Genomic DNA, 19,257 nt, shown 5'->3' on the forward strand with positions numbered 1-19,257 from the left:
GCCGCTCCTGGAATGCCGGGATTGCAGCACCCTAGTTGATCGCTACGGCAGCTCGCGGACCTCGTCGATGACCTTGGGCATCATCGCGTTGTTGTCGGTCACGTAGTCGAGCAGGAACCGCAGCTGCTCGTCGGTGAAGCCGTCCAGCTTCGCGCCGAAGGCCCGCCCGATCGGCTCGAAGTACCGCGCGAAGCGCCCGACGCTCTCAGGGACGAGCTCGATGATGACCCGGCGCCGGTCGTCGGGGTCGCGGGTGCGCCGGACGTAGCCGGCCTTCTCCAGCCGGTCGATGACGGCGGTGATCGCTCCCCCGGTGGTGATGCCCATGAGCTGCGCGAGCTGGCCCGGCGTCTGCGGCCCGTCCAGCGACAGCGCGTTGATGCACTGCGCGTCGGTGACGTTCATGCCGGCCTTGCTGGCGGTGGTGTGATGCAGCAGTACCGTCCACATGGTGCCGCGCTGGATCGCCTGCTGCAGCTCCCGCTCCATCCGCGCCCGCTCCGGGTTCGACACGTCCACCCCAACTCTCTCGTATACCGAGAGACCCTATCAGCCGGTCATGAGGGCGGACATGCTGAGGGGTCTCCTGCGGCAACAGGAGACCCCAACGCCAATCGGTCCCGCCCGAGCCATCAGACCGGATGCATCGATTGGGTGTCCCGGCTGCATGAACGCCTGAGCGGCCATGCTGGGGACACCCCAAGGAAAGTCGGGGCACGCCTTGTCCGGCAACCCCTTCGCAGTCCTGGAAACACCCGATCGGCAGGGGACGAACACTCTCCACTGGTTGACCTGCACTTATGCCCGTTCAATCGAACGTCGCCGTTGTTCCGTCCGTGCGCCGTCCAGTTGCTGCACGCACGTCTGGCCTCTTTGGCCGGGCAGATTGCGAACAACTTCGTCTTGACAGGACCGAGGAGCAGAAGCTAAGCGGACTCGCTTGTGCAGACTTCGAACAATGTGGAGAAGCCGAACGCTTCCCGATTCCGCGGAGAGTCGGCCACGATGAGGCAATAGGACGAAGGTGGGCCGGATCCGTCGCGGCGGCAACCGCGTGCGGTGACCACAGTTGCCTTCCCTCGTTCAAGAAATCCCGCCCGAGCCATTCAGAGAGGAATGCGCCCATGAATCGCTCCGCCACGCCGTGTGGAGACGCCTGCTTTCCCACACCTCGCGGACGTGCCGCTGTAAGGGTGTCGCTGGTCATCGTTCTCGTCGTGGTCCTCGTCGAACTGGGGATCGGCCTGCGAGAGGCCGGCCTGCTCGCGGTCTGCGCGGGCCTGGCCGCGACCGAGCTGGCCGCTCTTCTGTCAGCCGCCGTTGGCCGCCTGCCGCGACTGGTGCTTTCCCGGCGCTGAGGAAGGCCGCCGGTGAGCCCGCCGGCAGGAGTGTGCGATGCCACGACCGGAAAATCCTCTCGACTCCGCCTCCGGCCCGGTGGCTGCCTTTGCCATCGCGCTACGGCGACTTCGCGCTGAAGCCGGCGCACCGAGCTATAGAACCATGGCGGCCCGCTGCTTCTACGGATACACCACCCTGGCGACCGCAGCGTCAGGACGGCGGTTTCCGACGTGGGAGATAACGCGCGCTTACGTCGTCGCCTGCAATGGCGACCTGCGCGAATGGGAGCGACGATGGCGGGATACGGCCAGGGCGCTCGGTCTTTTGGGCAACGAACGGGAGGAGAGATCGCCGCCGGCCGGCCTACCGGAAGGAGGTCCGCCAGAACACGACCAGCCGGTCGCGGCCGTCGACCCGGCGCAGGCCAAAAGCCTGCCCGAATTGATGGGAATGCTGGGTCAGCTGCGTGGCCGGGCCGGGCTCAGCCTGCGACAGCTCGTCGAACGGTCCCGCGAGCATTCCGGCCCGGGGCGCGCCGCCACTGTGCTGGCGCGCACCACCGTGTCGGAGTTCCTGCGGGGAACGCGCCCGCCCCGGCTGCGGGATGTCGTGCGGATCGCACAGCTCTGCGGGGCGACGCCATCCGAGCTGGACGCCTGGGCCGCCGCCGCTCACCGCCTCCTGTCACCGGAGGCGTTGACGGCGACGTACGGAGAGGGCTCGCGTCCCGAGGTGCCGCCGCGGCCAGGTGGCCCGTCACGCCCAGGTGGCCCGTCACGCTCGGGTGATCGGAGCGAGGGCCTCAGCTCCGTTCCCCGCACACGTCCGAAACTTCTGGCGGCGAGCAGCCCGGACACCGGTACGGCCCGGACCGACACCGCTCAGTCCGAGACCGCCACCGTGCTCGACTTCTCGCGTCGGGGCGGCCCGACGGTGCTGCGCATCCTCCTCGGCTCGCAGCTGCGCAAGCTGCGTGAGGCCCGCGGCATCTCCACCGAAGAGGCCGGCTACGAGATCCGCGGCTCGCACTCCAAGATCAGCCGGATGGAGCTCGGCAGGGTCGGGTTCAAGGAACGTGACCTTTCCGTCCTCCTGACGCTGTACGGCGTCGACGACCCGGCCGAACGCGCGTCGTTGCTGGAGCTCGCCCGCGAGGCCAACACCCCCGGCTGGTGGCACCGCTACGGCGACATCCTCCCGAGCTGGTTCGAGGTCTACCTCGCGTTGGAGGAGGCCGCCTCTCTGATCCGTACGTACGAGGTCCAGTTCGTACCCGGGCTCTTGCAGACTGAGGATTACGCTCGCGCGGTGGTCCGGCTGGGCTTCCCTGAGGCGTCAGACGACGAAGTGCAACGCCGCGTACGGGTACGGATGACCCGCCAGGAACGCTTCACCTCACCGGACGCTCCCCCGCTCTGGGCCGTTATCGACGAAGCCGTGCTGCACCGTCCGCTCGGCGGCGGCAACGTGATGCGCGCCCAGATCGAACACCTGATCTCCATGGCCGAACTGCCGAACGTGACGCTCCAGGTGGTGCCGTTCGGCGCCGGCGGCCACGCGGCCGCGAGCGGCACGTTCACCGTCCTGCGGTTCGCCGAGCCCGGTCTGTCCGACGTCGTCTACCTGGAGCAGCTCACCACCGCTCTCTACCTCGACAAGCCCGCCGACGTCTGCAGCTACATGGAGGCCATGAACACGGTCTGCGTCTCCGCCTCGCGTCCTGACAAGACCGTCGGGCTCCTCAGAGAACTGCTCGACTCCGACAGTTTCCATCAGGAGACGCCGCACGCCGATGCTTCTTGATGCGGAGATCGGGGGTGTTCAGGCCTCCTCGGCTATCTTCTTCGCCCAGCGGTAGTCGGCCTTGCCCGCGGGAGAACGTTTCATCTCCGTGACGAACGCGTAGGTACGGGGGACCTTGTAGCCCGACAGCTCCTTGCGGCAGTGGGCGTCAAGGTCGGCGGGCGACGGAACCCTCCCGGGTTGCGGCTGGACGACGGCGGCCACGCGGCTGCCCCAGCGTTCGTCGGGGATGCCGGTGACCACGGCGTCGTAGACGGCCGGATGGCCCTTGAGGACCGCCTCGATCTCCTCGGGGAAGACCTTCTCCCCGCCGGTGTTGATGGCCTGCGAGCCGCGGCCGTAGACCGAGATCGAGCCGTCCTCCTCGACCGTGGCGATGTCGCCGGTCAGCAGCCAGCGCTTGCCGTCGACCACGGGGAACGTGCGGGCCGTCTTCTCGGGATCGTTGTAGTAGCCGCTCGCGATCCAGCCGGAACGCGCCACCTGGCCGATGACTCCGGAGCCCGGCTCGACCACCTTGAGGGCGTCGTCCAGGACCGTCACGTTCTCCACGTCGGGCGCGAAGCGCAGGCCCTTCTCCGGGGTCGAGCCCGCGACGGCCGCGGCGGTGGAGCCCGACTCGGTCGAGCCGAAGCGGTCCATGATCATGGCGTTCGGCAGCGCCCGCTCCAGGCGCTCGCGGACGGTGCCGGTCAGGATCGCGCCGGTGGAGACGTAGGCGAACAGGCTGGACACGTCGTAGGAGGAGCCCGGCCGCTCCAGCTCCTCCACCATGGGGATGGCCATGGCGTCACCGGTGATCGTGACGGAGTTGACCTTCTCGCGCTCGATCGTCCGCCAGACCTCGCCGGCGTCGAACTTGCGCGTGTAGACGACCGTGGCGCCCATCCACCAGGAGATGAACGTGGCCATCTGCGCCGCGCCGTGCATGAGCGGCGCGATCGGCATCATGATCATCGGGCCGGAGTTCACGGCCAGGTCGACCACGTCCCGCGGTTTGCCGGGACGCGGGAAGGTCGGGTTCCAGAATCCGAAGAGCAGGTTCTCCATGCTCCACATCACGCCCTTGGGCATGCCGGTCGTCCCGCCGGTGTAGATGATGTAGGTGTCGTCGCCGGACCGCGCAGGGAAGCCGCGCGTGGCGGGCTGCGCGGCGAGGGCCTCCTCGTACGGGACGGCGCCGGCGACGGCGGACGGGCCGTTCACCGCGATGAGGTGCCGCAGCTTCGGCACGTCCGGGACGGTCGCCGCGACCCGCTCGTCGAACTCGGCGTCGTAGACGAGCGCGACGCTGTCGGAGTCGCTGAGCACGTAGCGGAGCTCGCTCTCCACGTAGCGGTAGTTGACGTTGATGGACACGGCCCGGATCTTGAACGCGGCGAGGATAGCGACCGCGTACTCGATCCCGTTGTAGAGCTGGACGGCGACGTGCTGCCCCGGCCCGACGCCGGCGCCCCGCAGGTGGTGCGCGAGCCGGTTGGCCTCGGCGTCCAGCTCGGCGTAGGTGAGCCGCCGGTCGCCGCAGACGAGCGCGACGCGGTCCCCGATCGCGTCGGCGACTCCCTCGAACAGATCCGCGTGGTTGAACTCCATCGGGCTTCCTCCGGAGGGCGGGGTGGGTGGGAAGGGACGTCAGGGCTTCTCGCTGCCGACGATCCACATGGCGAAGAACTGGGCCCCTCCGCCGTACGCGTGGCCAAGGGCCCGGCGGGCGCCCTCGACCTGGTGTTCGCCGGCGAGACCGCGCACCTGCAGGGCCGCCTCGGCGAACCGGATCATCCCGGAGGCGCCGATCGGGTTGGACGAGAGCACGCCGCCGGAGGCGTTCCACGGGATGTCGCCGTCGAGCGCCGTCGCGCCGGACTCGGTGAGCTTCCAGCCCTCGCCCTCGCCGCAGAACCCGAGGTTCTCCAGCCACATCGGCTCGTACCAGGAGAACGGCACGTAGACCTCGGCGACGTCGAGCTCGCGGCGCGGATCGGCGATGCCGGCCTGCCGGTAGACGTCGGCCGCGGCGTCGATGCCGCCGCGCGGGTTCACCGTGTCACGGCCCGCGAAGAAGATCGGCTCGGACCGCATCGAGGTGCCGTGCACCCAGGCGGGCCTGTTCGGGGCCTTGCGCGCGGCGTCCTCGGAGGCGAGCACCATCGCGCACGCGCCGTCGGACGACGGGCAGGTCTCCAGGTAGCGGATCGGCTCCCAGAGCATCGGGGTCGACTCGACCATCTCGCGCGAGATCCCCGGGATCTTGAGGTGGGCGTAGGGGTTCTTCAGCGCGTTCTGCCGGTCCTTGACCGCGACGAGCGTGCCGATGTGTTCGGGGGCACCGGAACGCCGCATGTACGCGCGGATGTGCGGCGCGAAGTAGCCGCCCGCCCCGACGACCAGCGACGTCGAGTAGGGCGTGTTGACGGTGAGCGCCCAGGTGGCGTTGGACTCCGACTGCTTCTCCCACGCCACGGTGAGGACGCGGTCGTGCACGCCGCTCTGGATGAGGCTCGCCGCGACGTTGGCGGTGGAGCCGCCGACCGAGCCCGCCGTGTGCACGCGCATCATCGGCTTGCCGCGGGCGCCCAGCGCGTCGGCGAGGTAGGCCTCGGGCATCATGACGCCCTCGAAGAGGTCGGGCGCCTTGCCGATCACCACCGCGTCGATGTCGGACCAGGTCAGCCCGGCGTCATCGAGCGCGCGCCGTGCCGCCTCCCGGACCAGCCCGGCCATCGAGACGTCCAGCCGCTTGGTCTTGTAGGCGGTCTGTCCCACGCCGATGACCGCGCACGGGTTACCCATTGTCATCTCCCGAAAGGACGCACACGAGGTTCTGCTGGAGGCACGGGCCGGACGTCGCGTGGCCCAGCGTCCGGGTCGCGCTGCCGTCGTGAATGCGGGCGGCGGCCTCACCGATGCGGATGAGGCCGGTGGCCATCACCGGGTTGGCCGACAGCGCGCCGCCGGACGGGTTGACGGTCACCTCGTCGCCGAGGCCGAGCGCCTCGCGCAGGATCAGCTCCTCGTGCGTGAACTGCGCGTGCAGCTCGGCGACCTCGATGCCGGTGGCGCCCGCCTTCTCCCCCGCGATCCGGGTCGAGTCCGAGACGGTCAGATCGCGGACGCCGGGCAGGTGCGCCTCGCTGCGGTGATCGATGCCGGTGATCCACGCGGGCCGTTCGCACAGCTCGCGCGCCTTGTCTCCGGCGGCGAGGACGATCGCGGCGGCGCCGTCGGCGTCCGGCGCGATGTCGTACGGGCGCAGCGGTGCGACGTCGTGACCGGCGTCGTCCGGATCGGGCAGGTGCAGGGCGAACGGGTTGTCACGGCCCGCCGCGCGCGACCGGGCGGCGACGGCGCGCAGGTCGTCCTCCTTGGCGCCCGAGCGCTCCAGGTAGGCACGGGCCTGCACGGCGGCGAGCGAGACCTGGTCGATGCCGAGAGGCGCCAGGTAGTACGGGTCGTACTGCTGCGTCATGATCTTGCGCAGCGTGCCCTGCGACGGCTTGCCGAAGCCGTACACCAGAGCGGTGTCGATCTCGCCGTGCAGCAGCTTGACCCACGCCTCGTACAGGGCCCACGCCGCGTCCATCTCCACGTGCGACTCGGTGATCGGCGGCCAGGCGCCGACGGCGTCGAGCGCGGAGACGAACGAGAACGGCGCGCCGGCGAGGTAGTCGCACGAGCCCGAGCAGGTGAAGCCGAACCGGCGCAGCCCGGTGCGTTCCTTGATCTCGGTGATGACCGGCGCGAGCAGCTCGACCTCGGAGCTCCCGGTGTCCTCGGCGGTGTGCCGGGTCTGCACGAACGCGACGACGGCGATATCCCTGGTCATACGTAATCCTTGATCGCGTCGAAGGGGACGTCGGGCTCGTCGAGGGGCTCGAACCACTTGATGTTCGACATCGACCTGCCCCACTCGTCGCGGGGTCTCCAGGCCGCGCGCACCCGCATGCCCATCCGGACCTGGTCCGCCGGGATGCCCGCGACGAGGGCGAGCATCGTCAGGTCGGCGCCGTCGAGCAGGATGTAGGCCGACACGAACGGCACTTCGGGGGCGCGCGGGTCGGGCAGGTTGTTGACCGCGAACGTGGTGACCGTGCCGGTGTCGGCGACCTCGACCTCCTCGGTGGTCGGCACGCCGTCCTTGGGGCACAGGCCCTTCATCGGGACGATGACCTGCTCGCAGACCGCGCACCGATGGCCGATGAGCCTGCCCTGGGAGACGCCCTCCAGGAACCGGTCGAGCGCCCGCCCGGCCCGCAGGTCGTACTCCAGCCGGGTGGGCGAGTTGATCATCGTGACCTCGGGCTCGAAGCACGCGATGTCGTTGATCGATCCGGTCCGCTTGCCGCGCCCGCGGTATTTCGGCCGTACGCGCATCCCGGTCTTGAGGAAGCGCGGCGCCTCGGCACCCTCCGCCCGCGCTCCGACGTCCAGCGCGTGCAGCATCGCGGTGTCGGCGCCGTCCGGCTGGATGAGCGCCCAGGCGAACGGGTGGTCGAGCGGGTGCACGTCGAGCGGCCGCGGCACCCATGACCAGCTCCGCACCGTGCCCGCCGGGCCGACCTCGACGAACTCCGAGGTCACCTCCTCGCCGGTGTCCGGGTCGTACTCCAGCGGCGGGAAGAGCACCTTGCCCGCCCGCGTGCGCACGCCCACCAGGCGGCCGTCGCGCAGCTCGCTCAGGAACCGGCCGATGACCGGCCCGACCGACCGCGTGTAGCCGCCGGGGAACTCAAGGACGTGGTTGGGGGCTTCGGGGCTAGTCGGGGTGGGTTGGTCGGGCCTAGATCGCACTCTCGCGGTCCTTCCAGTACGGGTCGCGGAGCTTTCTCTTGAGGAGCTTGCCGTTGGGCTCGCGCGGCATGGTCTCGATGAAGTCGATCGACCGCGGCCACTTCATCCTGGCCAGGCGGCCCTCCAGGGAGGCGAGGATCTCGGCGGCCAGCCCAGGCCCCGGTTCGCAGCCCGCCGCGGGCTCGACGACGGCCTTGATCTGCTCGCCCCACTCGTCGTCGGGGATGCCGAAGACGGCCACGTCGGCGACCTTGGGATGCAGCGTGATCTCGTTCTCGATCTCGGCCGGGTAGATGTTGGCGCCGCCGGAGATGATCATGTCGGCCTTGCGGTCGGACAGGAAGAGGAAGCCGTCCTCGGTCAGGTAGCCGATGTCGCCGACCGTGAAGTGGTCGTCGAGCCGGTTCTTCTCCGTCTTCTCCTTGTCGCCCTTGTACTCGAAGGAGGTGCCGGCCATCTTCATGTAGATGGTGCCCGGCGTGCCCGCCGGCACCGGCCGTCCCTCGTCGTCCACGATGAGCAGCTCGCTGATCGGCCAGGCCTTGCCGACCGTGCCGGGGTGGGCGCGCCAGTCCGCGGGCGAGGCGATCGTGCCGCCGCCCTCGGTGGCCGCGTAGTACTCCCAGATGCAGTCGCCCCACCAGTCGAGCATCCGCTGCTTGATCGGGACCGGGCACGGCGCGGCGGCGTGGATGGCCCACTTCATGGACGAGACGTCGTAGCGCTTCTTGGTCTCGTCCGGCAACGCCAGCAGCCGCTTGAAGTGCGTGGGCACCATGTGGGTGTTGGTGACCTGGTAACGCTCGATCAGCCGGAGCGTCTCCTCGGCGTCCCACTTGTCGACGTACACCAGCGTGTGGCCCATCTGCAGCGCGGTGCCACCGAACTGGGTGACCGCGGTGTGGTAGTTCGGCGAGGTCACCAGGTGCGCCTGCGGCTCGTTCCCGGCGGGCCGCCCGGCGGGCATGCCGAACATCGACAGCAGGAACGTCATCAGTTCGGCGCTGTCGTCGGGGTCGATCCCGGCGAGCCTGCGCTTGACGCCCTTGGGCCGCCCGGTGGTCCCGGACGTGTAGTGCATGGTCGCGCCGTTGCTGCGGTCGGCGGGCAGGGTGTCCGGCTGCCCCTCGACCAGCTCGTCGAACGGGCGGAAGCCCTTGACGGCGCCGAACGCGAACGTGCGATGCGCCTCGATCCCCGACTCCTTGGCACCCCGCACGCCCTCCGCGGCGTACCGTTCGTGCACGAAGAACGCCTTGGCCTCGCTGTCGGCCACGATGTAGCCGATCTCGGGGCCGGTCAGATGCCAGTTGATCGGTGTGTAGTACCAGCCCGCCTGCAGCGCGGCCAGGTAGAGCACCAGCCCCTCGACGCCGTTCGGCACCAGGCCGCAGAAGCCGTCGCCGCCGCGCAGCCCGAGCTCCCGCAGGCCGTGCACCACCCGGTTGGCGCGGGCGAGCAGGTCACCGGCGGTGTATTCGGTTCCCTCCGGATCGACGGCCGCGATCCACTCCGGATCGGCCTGCGCCAGCCGCCAGAATCCCAACGATCCCATCGGATCTCCTTAGCACGGTCGGGATGCCAAAGTAGATCACGTTCTCGTTTTCTGAGGCAAGACCTGTTGACGCGCCGATCTCACTACTAGAATCTGTTCTTGTTTTGAATCCGCCGAGCGACCTGGGAGGACGCCGTGGAACGGCTGCCGATCAGCACCGAGCACTGCACCGTCGAGCGGGACGGCCACGTCGTCATCGTGACGATGAACCGGCCCGAGGCCCGCAACGCGCTGAGCTCGGCCATGCTCGTCGGTCTCGCCGACGCCTGGGCCTACATGTCCGAGACACCCGAGGTGCGCGCGGGAATCCTCACCGGCACCGGCGGCCAGTTCTGCGCGGGCGCTGACCTGAAGGCGATGGGCACTCCGCCCTCCGATCCGAAGGTCCAGGAGCGCATGCAGCAGATCTCCAACTTCCATTGGAAGGGCCTGCTCCGCGAGGGACGTCCTACCAAACCCCTCATCTGCGCGATCGAGGGCTACGCCGTGGCCGGTGGCACCGAACTCCTGGTCGGCACCGACCTTCGCGTCGTCGCCGAAGACGCCACCCTGGGCCTGTACGAGGCGAAGCGCGGCCTCTTTCCCATGGGCGGGTGCGCGATCCGGCTCCCCCGCCAGATCGGATACGCGGCCGCGATGGACATCCTGCTCACGGCCCGTTCGGTCACCCCGCAAGAAGCCCTCGCCATGGGGCTCATCAACAAGGTCGTCCCAAGCGGCACCGCACTCCAGGCGGCCCGCGAACTGGCAGCACAGATCGCCGAATGCGGCCCCCTCGCCGTCCAGGCGATCCTCCACACGTACCGCGAGACCGAACACCTCTCCGAGGAGGAGGCCCTCAAGATCTCCGACGAGATCGGCTGGCCGGTCATCGGTTCCGAGGACGCCAAGGAGGGCTCCAAGGCGTTCAAGGAGAAGCGCCCGCCCACCTTCAAGGGCAAGTGACCGAACCCCGGTTTAGGTCGCCCTAAAACCGGTGCCCCGATTGCCCATCCCTCCCGTGGCAATGCCACAGGTGTCACAGGAGGGCTGATCATGGCACTACACCTAGGACGCAGGCGGCGGGACGAGCCGGCCACGGAGCAGCGCCCGCCCCTGCGGCAGCGGCTGTGGCCCCGCCGCACGACCGCCGACGCCGAATCCACGGCGACGCGAACCGTGGTCGTAGAACGCCGCCCGCGCCGGTGGCCCCGGCGCCGGATCAACCCGGTGAGCACGATGATCATGGCCGCGGGCTGGGCGGCGGCCCTCATCCTCGCCCTCGGGATACTGCTCACCTGGGGCGACGCCAACCCGGGCAACACCCTGGTCGACGCGACCCTGGACGCCGGACGCTGGCTCGCGACCCCGTTCCACGACGCGTTCACCCGTTCCGACCCCGAACATCAGCTCTACCTCAACTGGGGGATCGCCGCCGCCGTCTACTACGCGATGGCACGCGTCGTCTCCTGGCTGATCCGCTTCTGATCGTCGGCGCGCCTGCCGACACCCGCTCTGATCCGAGCAGGCGCGCCGCACCAGCCCTGGACGGCCTGCGCTCCCCCGCCGCGCAGGCCGTTCAGCGCGCGTTTGCGGCAGGCGCGCGGGCCTACTGGAACTCGCTCGTCTCCAGCGCGAAACCGAACGGCTCGGGGAGGTCGATCGCCTTCCCGAAGCTCAGCCGGATGTCCTCGCGGTAATCCTCGCCCTCACCATCAGGGTCGCTGAACAGACACACCGTCTTGTTCATGCGGTCCACCAGCAAGTAGAGCGGAATCCCTGCCTTGGCATAGCAGTGCCGCTTGATCCAGCGGTCCATCTCAGGCTTCGCGGAGGTCACTTCGATCACCATCGCGACGCCGTCCGAGGGCATCCAGACGGGAGCGCCCCAGAACAGCCCGAGCTCATTGGGCCCGACGACACCATCGGGAACGAGATGGTTCTTCGTGCACTTGTCGCCGCGGACCAGCTCCAGACCTTTGTTGCCTGAGAAGTCCATGCGTCTACTGGAGCGCTGGGCGATCTGCCAGCCGATGACGGCCAGGATTCCCTCATGATCTCCAATGGGGGGTGGCGACACGACGATTTCCCCTTCGATGAACTCCGCGCGATATCCCTCCGGCGTGTCCAGCTTCAGGAACCCGTCGAGAAGCGCCTGCTCGTGAGCGCCCCTTGGGTCATGCTCCGCACTGGCGGTCATGCCACACTCCCTGTCCGGCCGTCCCTCCAGCATAGGGACCGGCACGGAGGAGGAGGCGTGGGACGCCGAACGGCGGCGGGGCATACTGGGGTGTGGTCTCTGTTCCGCCTGCTCGGCATCTTGTGCGTGCCAAGGACCTTGCTGACGTGCGTTACTTCGAGCGGTTGACGGTGGACGACCTGGCGCGGGCGGCGGGGCTTTCGCGTTCGCACTTCAGCGCGGAGTTCCGGCGGGCGTTCGGGGAGTCGCCGCACGCCTACCTGCTGACGCGCCGTCTGGAACGTGCCGCGGCCATGCTGCGCACGACCGACCGGTCGGTGGCCGACATCTGCGTGAGCGTGGGGCTGCAGAGCATCGGCTCGTTCACGACCAGCTTCAACCGCATGTACGGCATGTCGCCGACGGCCTACCGTGACTGCTTCCCGCCCGCGTCGGATTTCGCGCTGATACCCGCGTGCGTTCTGCGCGCCTACGGACGTCCGCAGAACAGGACGTTTCGAGAAGACGCGGCCCGACCTCGCTGATTAGCGTCGAGGGCGACGGATCAGAACGGACGGAGAGTTGATGATGAAGATCGCCAACGCGCAGTTGTGGGTGCACGACCAGGACGAGGCGCTCGCCTTCTACACGCGGAAGCTCGGCATGGAGGTCCGCGTCGACGTCACCATCCCCGAGATGGGTTTCCGGTGGCTCACCGTCGGGCCCGTCGGGCAGCCGGACGTCGCGATCGTGCTCATGGCGGTGCCCGGCCCGCCCGTCATGGACGCCGCCACGAACGAGCAGGTCCGTGACCTGATGGCGAAGGGCTTCGCGGGGACCGTCTTCTTGGCCACCGACGACTGCCGCGCCGCGTTCGAGGAGCTCACCGGGCGCGGGGTCGAGTTCGTGGAGGAGCCCGGCGAACGCCCGTACGGGGTCGATTCGGCCTTCCGCGACCCGTCCGGCAACCACATCCGGCTGACCGAGGTTCGTCATCCGGCCGTGGCCTGAGGTAGGGGACGCTCCGGCCGGGTGGGCGGCCGGAGCGTCTTCCGTGGTCAGGCTTCGGTGATGGTGTTGAGGCGTTCGATCGCCTCGACGTACTCCTCGATCAGGTCGTAGACCACCTGGGCGGCGGGCTTGACCTGGTTCATCGAGCCGACGATCTGGCCGACCGGGAACGTGACCAGCTCGCCGTCGCCCGACCGGGCGATGCGGGGCAGTGCGTCGGCGACCAGCATGAACTGCATGGGCATCGGGAGGTAGCCCGGCGACTTCTCGCTCTCCCAGGCGTCGGTCCAGGCGGTCTTGAGGAAGCGCGCGGGCTTGCCCGTCCACGCGCGGGACCGCACGGTGTCGCGGGAGGTCGCCTTGAGCAGCTTGGGCAGCGCACGTTCGGGGGTGTCGGCCTCGTCGACCGTCAGCCAGATCGAGCCGGTCCAGGCGCCGTCGGCGCCGAGCGCCATGCCCGCCGCGAGCTGGCGGCCACGGCCGATGCCGCCGGCGGCCAGGACGATCGTGTCCTTGCCGACCGCGTCCACGACCTCGGGGATGAGGACCATCGTCGAGACGTCGCCGGTGTGGCCGCCCGCCTCGGTGCCCTGCGCGACGATGATGTCGACGCCGACCTCGACCTGCTTGCGCGCGTGGCGGGCGTTGGAGGCCAGGCCCGCGACCTTGACGCCGTGCTGGTGGGCCAGCTCGACGACGTCGGCCGGGGGCGGGCCGAGGGCGTTGGCCAGTAGGGCGATGGGGTGCTTGAGGGCGACCTCGACCTGCGGGCGGGCGGTCTGGTCGGTCCAGCCGAGGAGCGCCTTGTTCGCCTTGTCGGTGGACGGCTCGACGCCGTGCTCGGCGAGGAGGTTCTCCAGGAACTCCCGGTGCTCCTTGGGGATCATGCCCTGGAGCTTGCCGAGCAGTTCGTCGGCGTCGCCCAAATCGGCGCCCTCGTACTTGGCGGGCATCACCACGTCCACGCCGTACGGCTTGCCGCCGACGTTCTCGTCGATCCATTTGAGCTCGAGCTCGAGCTCCTCGGGGGTGAAGTACAGCGCGCCAAGCACGCCCATGCCGCCGGCGCGGCTCACCGCCGCGACGACGTCGCGGCAGTGACTGAACGCGAAGATCGGGTACTCGATGCCGAATAGTTCGGTGACTCGTGTCCGCACACTCCGAACGATAGGGCCACGGTCATCAAACTGCAACAGGTTCTATTTTGGGGACTTTGCTTCGGCGGTGTTCTTAGAACACGTACTAGACGCGGTCAGGGGCGACCGATCGGCGGTGGCTCGGCGTTCTCCTCGGCCGGCTGGACCTCGCCGAACTTGCCGTCCGCCCGCCGGACCGGGTTCTTCGGCGGCAGCGCGGCCCTGCGCTCGGCGACGCGGCCCGCGACGACCCCGAGGACGACCAGGAGCAGACCCAGCAGGAGCGCGCCCACCGGCACGTAGACCCGGACCCCGGCGATCAGGAAGGCGTGCTCGTCGGCCTGCTCGACCAGGCTCTTCTCGCCCTGCTCGGTGGTCCGGAGATCGGCCGACGCGACCGTCATCCGCCCCCGGCCGTCCGGGGTCTGGACGAAGCTGTGGATCGCCTGCCGCACCTTGATCGGGACACCGGTGCGCGGGTCGACCCACTGGGTGATGGTCGACTCGAAGTAGCGGTCGACCTTCTGGGAGGGGCTCTTCTTGCCCAGCCCCAGCCACTCGCCCGGCATCTTGAAGTTGACCTTCTGGGTCAGGGTGACCGGGACCCGCCGGGTGAACCTGTAGGCCTTGACGCCCTGCACCCGCTCCTCGGCCTCGAAGCGCATCGGCACCTCGCGGCGGGTGGTCATGTCGAAGAACGGGTAGTCGCGCTTCTCCACGTTCGCCACCGGGAAGAGCAGGCCGTAGCCGGTCATCCGCACGTTGGTGTCGCCGCCGATGTTGGTGCCGCAGCAGTTGACCAGCTCCGAGGAGCGCCGGTCGAAGGCGATGCGGTAGCCCTGGACCTCGATCATCTTGTCCGGGTGGGCCTTGTCGAAGATGTTGGTCGAGGAGTCCCACACCGCGATGTCGTTGTCGCCGTTGTTGGCGCGCACGTCGCCGCGGACGGTGTTCTCGGCGACGAGCGTGACGTTCTTGCGCAGCTTGAGCGTCGCGGTGTCGAAGTAGGAGGCGTTCGGCGCCTCGAGCTGGGTGCGCTGGTAGCGGTTGAGCGGCGCGCGCACCAGCTGGTCGGCGACGTAGAACCGCACCAGCGGCACCAGCGCGAGGAAGAACGCCCCGAAAACGATCAGGACCAGGCCGAGATTCCGGCGCATGTCCAACCTCCCGGCGGGCGTCTCACGACAGGTCATCCACGATCACGAGGGTCCGGCCCCGGCGTGTGCGCGTTACCCTACAGGACCACCCAAACCACCCATCCAAAAGGCCATTTCCGCAGAAGGCGCCCTCGTGAACACCGGTATCCGCATCCCGGGCCGCCGCCGGCCGACGCCTTCGGGGCGCCGCCGGCCGGTGCTCGCGGGGCGCCGGCCGGGCCGCCGCTGGCTGGCGCTGGCGGCGGTGCTGACGGCCACGTTCATGGACCTGGTGGACGTGACGATCGTGAACGTGGCGCTTCCGGCGATCCAGCGCGACCTGCACGCGGGGTACGCCGCAGGCCAGTGGATGGCCGCGGTGTACGCGCTCGGCTACGCGCTGCTGTTGATCACAGGTGGGCGCCTCGGCGACATCTTCGGGCGGCGGCGGGTCTTCCTGGCCGGGATCGTCGGGTTCACGGCCGCCTCGGCGGTGGCGGGAGCGGCTTTCTCCCCCGGCATGCTGATCGGCGCCCGCGCCGCCCAGGGCGTGTTCGCCGGGATCATGGTGCCGCAGGCGCTGTCGGTGATCACCGTGCAGTTCGCGCCCGGACGCGAGCGCACGCTGGCGTTCAGCCTGTACGGGGGCTTGCTCGGCGTCGCCCAGGTCAGCGGGCCGATCCTGGGCGGCCTGCTGACCCAGTACGGGGGCACGCTCGGCTGGCGGGCGATCTTCTTCGTCAACCTCCCCGTGGGCCTGGCGGCGCTGGCCGGCGCCGCGCGGTGGATGGACGACTCCCGCGCCGAGCCGCCGCCCCGGCTCGATCCGGCCGGGGTCGTGCTGGTCGGCGCGGCGTCGCTGCTGCTGACGTTCCCCCTGGTGCAGGGGCGGGAGTACGGCTGGCCCTGGTGGTGCGCGGCCCTCCTCGCCGGCACCCTGCCCGTCCTGATCTTGTTCGCGGCGCACGAGCGGAGGAGCGCGAGTCCCCTCGTACCGCCGCTGTTGTTCGCCCGGCGTTCCTTCACCGCCGGGCTGGTTCTCACGCTGGCCCTCTTCTCCGGCGTCGCCGCGTGCTTCATCACGCTCACGTGGGGCCTGCAGTTCGGGCTCGGCTGGTCACCGATGCGGGTGGCGCTGACCGGCCTGGCGTGGCCCGCCGGGGTCGCGTGCACGGCCCAGTTCACGCACCGGCGCGGTCACCGCCACGCCCGCCGGCTCGTCGGCGCCGGGACCCTGATCATGGCCTCCGGCCTGGCCGGCCTCAGCGTCCTGACGATGACGGCGGGCCGGGATCTCACGCCCTGGCCGATGGTCCCGTGGCTCTTCGCGGCCGGGCTCGGGATGGGCCTCGCGCTGCCGATCCTGGCGAACGCGGTGATCAGCGAGGTTCCCCACCACAGCGCCGGGGCCGCCTCGGGCGTCTTCAACTCCATCACCCAGCTCGGCGGCGTCCTCGGGGTCGCGGCGGCCGGGCTCCTCTACTTCGGCGCGGCCCAGGCCCCCGAGGGCACGCCGCGGGCCCTGGCGTTCAGCTCGCTGGCCCTGCTGCTCGCCGCCGCACTCTCCGGTTTGCTACCGAGACGTATCGCATCCGGTGAGCCGGGCCGACTACCCTTCATCGACACCGCCGACACCTCCGGGAGGCCGCGCTGACGCCGATGCGGGTGACCGTCGTGGTCCCGACCCGGAACTCCGCCCGCACCCTGGAGCGGTGCCTGGCCTCGGTGCGCGCGCAGACCCACCCGGTGGAGCTGGTGGTGGTCGACAACGCCTCCGCCGACCCGACCCCCGAGATCGCGGCGGCGCACGCGGACGTGGTGGCGGACCACGGCCCCGAACGCAGCGCGCAGCGCAACCACGGCTGGCGGACCGGCACCGGGGAGATCATCGCCTTCGTCGACTCCGACATGGTGCTGGAACCCGAGGTCGTCGAGCAGGCGGTCAAGGTCTTCGCCACCGAACCCGACCTCGGCGGCCTCGTCATCCCGGAGCTCTCGTTCGGCGAAGGATTCCTGGCCCGCTGCCGGGCCGTCGAGAAGCGGTCCTACCTCGGGGACGAGACGGTCGAGGCGGCGCGGGTGTTCCGCCGGTCGGCGCTGGAGCGGGTCGGCGGGTACGACGAGGGCCTGAGCGCCTTCGAGGACTGGGACCTGGCCGACCGGGTGGCCGCGACCGGCCTGCGCATCGGCCGGGTGACGGCGGTCGTCTGGCATGACGAGGGCCGGATCACGCTGCGGTCCGCGTACCGCAAGCGCCGCTACTACGGCCGCTGGCTCCCGGCCTACCGGTCCCGTCCGCACGCCCGGTCGTTCGGCCGCGGCCGCTCCGCGCGCACGCTCCTGCGGCAGGGCTCGCCCCACCACGTGCTCGGCCTGGTCGCGCTCAAGATCGCCGAAGCGCTGGGGCTGCTGCGCGGCTCCCGCCGCCCCTCGGATGACCGCGCCCGCTCGGATAACCTTCGGCCACCGTGACACTCGCAGCCCCCCGACCCCAGGCCGCCCGGGACGATCGGCTTCCCACGATCTCCGGGCACCACGCCGCGCTCGACGGCCTCCGCGCCGTGGCGGCGCTCCTGGTGCTGCTCTTCCATGTGGCGGCGAGCACGGGCTATCTCAGCCGGCAGGGCGCACTGCCCGCGCTGCTGTCGCGCGGCGAGATCGGGGTGCCGATCTTCTTCACGCTGTCGGGGCTGCTGCTCTACCGGCCCTGGGCCGCGGCGGCGCTCGGACTCCGGCCTGCGCCGGGGACGGGCGGCTACCTCTGGAAACGCGCGCTCCGGCTACTGCCCGCCTACTGGGCGCTGGTGATCGTCACCATGGTGATGTACGCCGAGGACCACCTCACGGACTTCTGGACCTGGCTCACGCTCGGCACTCTCACCTACAGCTACGACCCGCATCCGTGGTGGAACAACTACCTCGGGCCCAATGGGATGGGTCAGATCTGGAGCCTGACGGTCGAGGCGGCGTTCTATGTGGCGCTGCCGCTCCTCGCCCTGCTGCTGCGGCTGTGGGCGGAGCGGGCCGGGGCGGACGTCGGCGCGCGCGCCCGGCGGCTGCTGTACGGGCTGGGCGGCTATTCGCTGGTCTCTTTGGTTTACGCGCTCGCGGTCTCCTACACCTCGAACGAGGGTTTCTACGGCAACTGGCTCCCGCGCTACCTGGCCTGGTTCGCCATCGGCATGGCCTTGGCCGTCCTGTCGGTCTGGGCCCATGCAGAAGCCGAACACGACCAGGCCTCAGGCGAGTACGGCCAGGGCCAGAGCAGCGAGCGGCCGGTGGGCCGGTTCTGCCGTACGGTCGCGGCGTCATGGGGCATGTGCTGGGTCACGGCCGCGCTGCTCTACTGCGTGGCTTCCACGCCGCTCACCGGAGTGTCCCGCTTCATCCCCGCGAACGCCTGGACGACCGAGCTGCACATCGTGCTGTACGGCCTCGTCGCCGCGTTCCTGATCGCCCCGGTGGCGCTGGCCCCGGCGGACCATCCGGCGATCCGGCGGGTGCTCGGCAACCGCGTGATGGCGTTCCTCGGCAAGATCTCCTACAGCGTGTTCCTGTGGCAGTTCGTGGTCATCTACGTGTGGTTCGACCTCACCGACCATCCGCCGTTCACGGGCAACCTGCTCGTGGACTTCCCCGTGTGCGCGCTACTCACGATCGGGGTCTCGACCCTGAGCTACCACCTGGTCGAAAGTCCCGCCCGGCGGCTGGGTTCGGGGCGGCGGCCCTCCGTTCACCGGGAGCCCGTCGGGGACGGTGTCGCGGGGTGACCGCCCGTCCTCGGCGTCGTCCGCCGGGGTGATCGGCACCCAGCGGAGCTCTCCAGCGCCGGGCAGCCAGATGTCGGGTTCGCGCGAGGCGGCGAGCAGGGCCACCAGATAACCCACCACCAGGAGCCCCAGCAGCTGCGGTACGGCGTCCCGCAGGACGTCCGGCACGGCGCCCTCCGCACCTCGGCGGGTCAGCCACGTGCCGAGGGCGACAGACCCGCCTCCGGCCACCATCGGCGCCGCGACCAGCCAGGACGAGCGCAGCCGACGGGCGGGAGCGGAGCTTCGGCCCTGCGCCCACTGCGCCACCACGGCCACGACCACGGTCAGCGCCAGACCCGCGAACCCCGCCAGCCAGAAGCCGAGGCCCGCGGCGAGCCCGAGCACCGCGACGCGGGCCGCCCGGCCCGGCCTCCCAGCGGGCGCCGGGACCTCCTCGCGGACGGGCTGGCGACGCCAGAACGCCACGAGGAAGAGCACGAGCAGCAGGTTCAGGCCGAGGAAGAGCGCGATCCGGTAGAGCCCGTCGGGCTTGTAGGTCAGCTTGACCACGCCCGCC

The 19,257-nt window shown here is 70.0% G+C and carries 18 protein-coding genes and 1 pseudogene; 10 read left to right on the forward strand and 9 right to left on the reverse strand.

From position 1 onward, the window contains the following. Nucleotides 1–42 precede the first annotated feature (42 nt). Nucleotides 43–519, reverse strand: a complete 477-nt coding sequence (locus ABD333_RS33875; RefSeq protein ID WP_344546632.1) for a MarR family winged helix-turn-helix transcriptional regulator — start codon at nt 517–519, stop codon at nt 43–45. 674 nt (nt 520–1,193) lie between these two features. Between ABD333_RS33875 and ABD333_RS33880 the strand changes: the two genes are divergently transcribed. From ABD333_RS33880 to ABD333_RS33890, 3 genes and pseudogenes are all read left to right on the forward strand, one after another. Next, nucleotides 1,194–1,358 (forward strand): hypothetical protein, encoded by a 165-nt coding sequence (locus ABD333_RS33880; RefSeq protein WP_344546633.1) that lies wholly within the window; start codon nt 1,194–1,196, stop codon nt 1,356–1,358. 433 nt (nt 1,359–1,791) lie between these two features. Beyond that, nucleotides 1,792–1,989 (forward strand): annotated as a pseudogene (locus ABD333_RS33885) (helix-turn-helix domain-containing protein); the annotation flags it as partial. A gap of 252 nt (nt 1,990–2,241) precedes the next feature. Continuing rightward, nucleotides 2,242–3,144, forward strand: a complete 903-nt coding sequence (locus ABD333_RS33890) for a helix-turn-helix domain-containing protein (protein ID WP_344546892.1) — start codon at nt 2,242–2,244, stop codon at nt 3,142–3,144. 18 nt (nt 3,145–3,162) lie between these two features. Here ABD333_RS33890 and ABD333_RS33895 read toward each other — a convergent pair whose 3' ends face one another. From ABD333_RS33895 to ABD333_RS33915, 5 genes are read right to left on the reverse strand one after another with little or no spacing between them, the layout of a single operon-like run. After that, nucleotides 3,163–4,737 carry an acyl-CoA synthetase gene (locus ABD333_RS33895; protein WP_344546634.1) on the reverse strand — a complete coding sequence of 525 codons (1,575 nt, stop codon included), beginning with the start codon at nt 4,735–4,737 and terminating at the stop codon, nt 3,163–3,165. 39 nt (nt 4,738–4,776) lie between these two features. Continuing rightward, nucleotides 4,777–5,934 carry a thiolase domain-containing protein gene (locus tag ABD333_RS33900; RefSeq protein WP_344546635.1) on the reverse strand — a complete coding sequence of 386 codons (1,158 nt, stop codon included), beginning with the start codon at nt 5,932–5,934 and terminating at the stop codon, nt 4,777–4,779. Beyond that, nucleotides 5,927–6,967: a thiolase domain-containing protein gene (locus tag ABD333_RS33905; protein ID WP_344546636.1), complete on the reverse strand. Its 1,041-nt coding sequence runs from the start codon at nt 6,965–6,967 to the stop codon at nt 5,927–5,929. Before ABD333_RS33905 ends, ABD333_RS33900 begins: the two co-directional genes overlap by 8 nt. Continuing rightward, entirely contained in the window at nt 6,964–7,932 is a 969-nt protein-coding gene (locus ABD333_RS33910) for a Zn-ribbon domain-containing OB-fold protein (protein ID WP_344546637.1), read from the reverse strand. Before ABD333_RS33910 ends, ABD333_RS33905 begins: the two co-directional genes overlap by 4 nt. Then, nucleotides 7,922–9,487, reverse strand: coding sequence for an acyl-CoA synthetase (locus ABD333_RS33915; protein ID WP_344546638.1), 1,566 nt, complete (start codon nt 9,485–9,487; stop codon nt 7,922–7,924). The genes ABD333_RS33910 and ABD333_RS33915 overlap by 11 nt, the downstream gene beginning before the upstream one ends. 135 nt (nt 9,488–9,622) lie before the next feature. On the opposite strand from ABD333_RS33915, the gene ABD333_RS33920 reads away from it, so the two are divergent. Next, on the forward strand, nt 9,623–10,432 hold the full coding sequence (locus ABD333_RS33920) for a crotonase/enoyl-CoA hydratase family protein (protein WP_344546639.1): 810 nt from the start codon (nt 9,623–9,625) through the stop codon (nt 10,430–10,432). A gap of 90 nt (nt 10,433–10,522) precedes the next feature. Further along, a complete protein-coding gene (locus ABD333_RS33925) occupies nt 10,523–10,954 on the forward strand; it encodes a hypothetical protein (RefSeq protein ID WP_344546640.1) in 432 nt (143 codons plus the stop codon). Nucleotides 10,955–11,075: 121 nt separating this feature from the next. Here the strand turns inward: ABD333_RS33925 and ABD333_RS33930 are convergent, their stop codons facing one another. Next, nucleotides 11,076–11,666 (reverse strand): Uma2 family endonuclease, encoded by a 591-nt coding sequence (locus ABD333_RS33930; RefSeq protein WP_344546641.1) that lies wholly within the window; start codon nt 11,664–11,666, stop codon nt 11,076–11,078. A gap of 146 nt (nt 11,667–11,812) precedes the next feature. Between ABD333_RS33930 and ABD333_RS33935 the strand changes: the two genes are divergently transcribed. Both ABD333_RS33935 and ABD333_RS33940 read left to right on the forward strand, forming a co-directional pair. Further along, nucleotides 11,813–12,190, forward strand: coding sequence for a helix-turn-helix transcriptional regulator (locus ABD333_RS33935; RefSeq protein ID WP_344546642.1), 378 nt, complete (start codon nt 11,813–11,815; stop codon nt 12,188–12,190). A gap of 40 nt (nt 12,191–12,230) precedes the next feature. After that, entirely contained in the window at nt 12,231–12,656 is a 426-nt protein-coding gene (locus ABD333_RS33940; RefSeq protein ID WP_344546643.1) for a VOC family protein, read from the forward strand. A 47-nt stretch (nt 12,657–12,703) separates the two neighbouring features. Here ABD333_RS33940 and ABD333_RS33945 read toward each other — a convergent pair whose 3' ends face one another. Together ABD333_RS33945 and pgfA are read right to left on the reverse strand one after the other, a co-directional pair. After that, entirely contained in the window at nt 12,704–13,813 is a 1,110-nt protein-coding gene (locus ABD333_RS33945; protein WP_344546644.1) for an NAD(P)H-dependent flavin oxidoreductase, read from the reverse strand. Nucleotides 13,814–13,908: 95 nt separating this feature from the next. After that, the gene (gene pgfA / locus ABD333_RS33950) at nt 13,909–14,949 is read right to left on the reverse strand and encodes a cell envelope lipid trafficking protein PgfA (RefSeq protein WP_344546645.1); all 1,041 of its coding nucleotides are present in this window, start codon (nt 14,947–14,949) and stop codon (nt 13,909–13,911) included. A gap of 133 nt (nt 14,950–15,082) precedes the next feature. Between pgfA and ABD333_RS33955 the strand changes: the two genes are divergently transcribed. Genes ABD333_RS33955 through ABD333_RS33965 form a run of 3 tightly spaced genes read left to right on the forward strand, consistent with a single transcriptional unit; the run spans nt 15,083 to nt 18,698 of the window. Next, on the forward strand, nt 15,083–16,582 hold the full coding sequence (locus tag ABD333_RS33955) for an MFS transporter (RefSeq protein WP_344546646.1): 1,500 nt from the start codon (nt 15,083–15,085) through the stop codon (nt 16,580–16,582). A 5-nt stretch (nt 16,583–16,587) separates the two neighbouring features. Beyond that, nucleotides 16,588–17,400: a glycosyltransferase family 2 protein gene (locus ABD333_RS33960; RefSeq protein ID WP_344546647.1), complete on the forward strand. Its 813-nt coding sequence runs from the start codon at nt 16,588–16,590 to the stop codon at nt 17,398–17,400. Next, nucleotides 17,397–18,698 carry an acyltransferase family protein gene (locus ABD333_RS33965; protein ID WP_344546648.1) on the forward strand — a complete coding sequence of 434 codons (1,302 nt, stop codon included), beginning with the start codon at nt 17,397–17,399 and terminating at the stop codon, nt 18,696–18,698. The genes ABD333_RS33960 and ABD333_RS33965 overlap by 4 nt, the downstream gene beginning before the upstream one ends. The last annotated feature ends 559 nt before the right edge of the window (nt 18,699–19,257 follow it).

Origin of the sequence: Actinomadura fulvescens (genome assembly GCF_039533225.1) — a bacterium.
Lineage (GTDB): Bacteria > Actinomycetota > Actinomycetes > Streptosporangiales > Streptosporangiaceae > Spirillospora > Spirillospora fulvescens.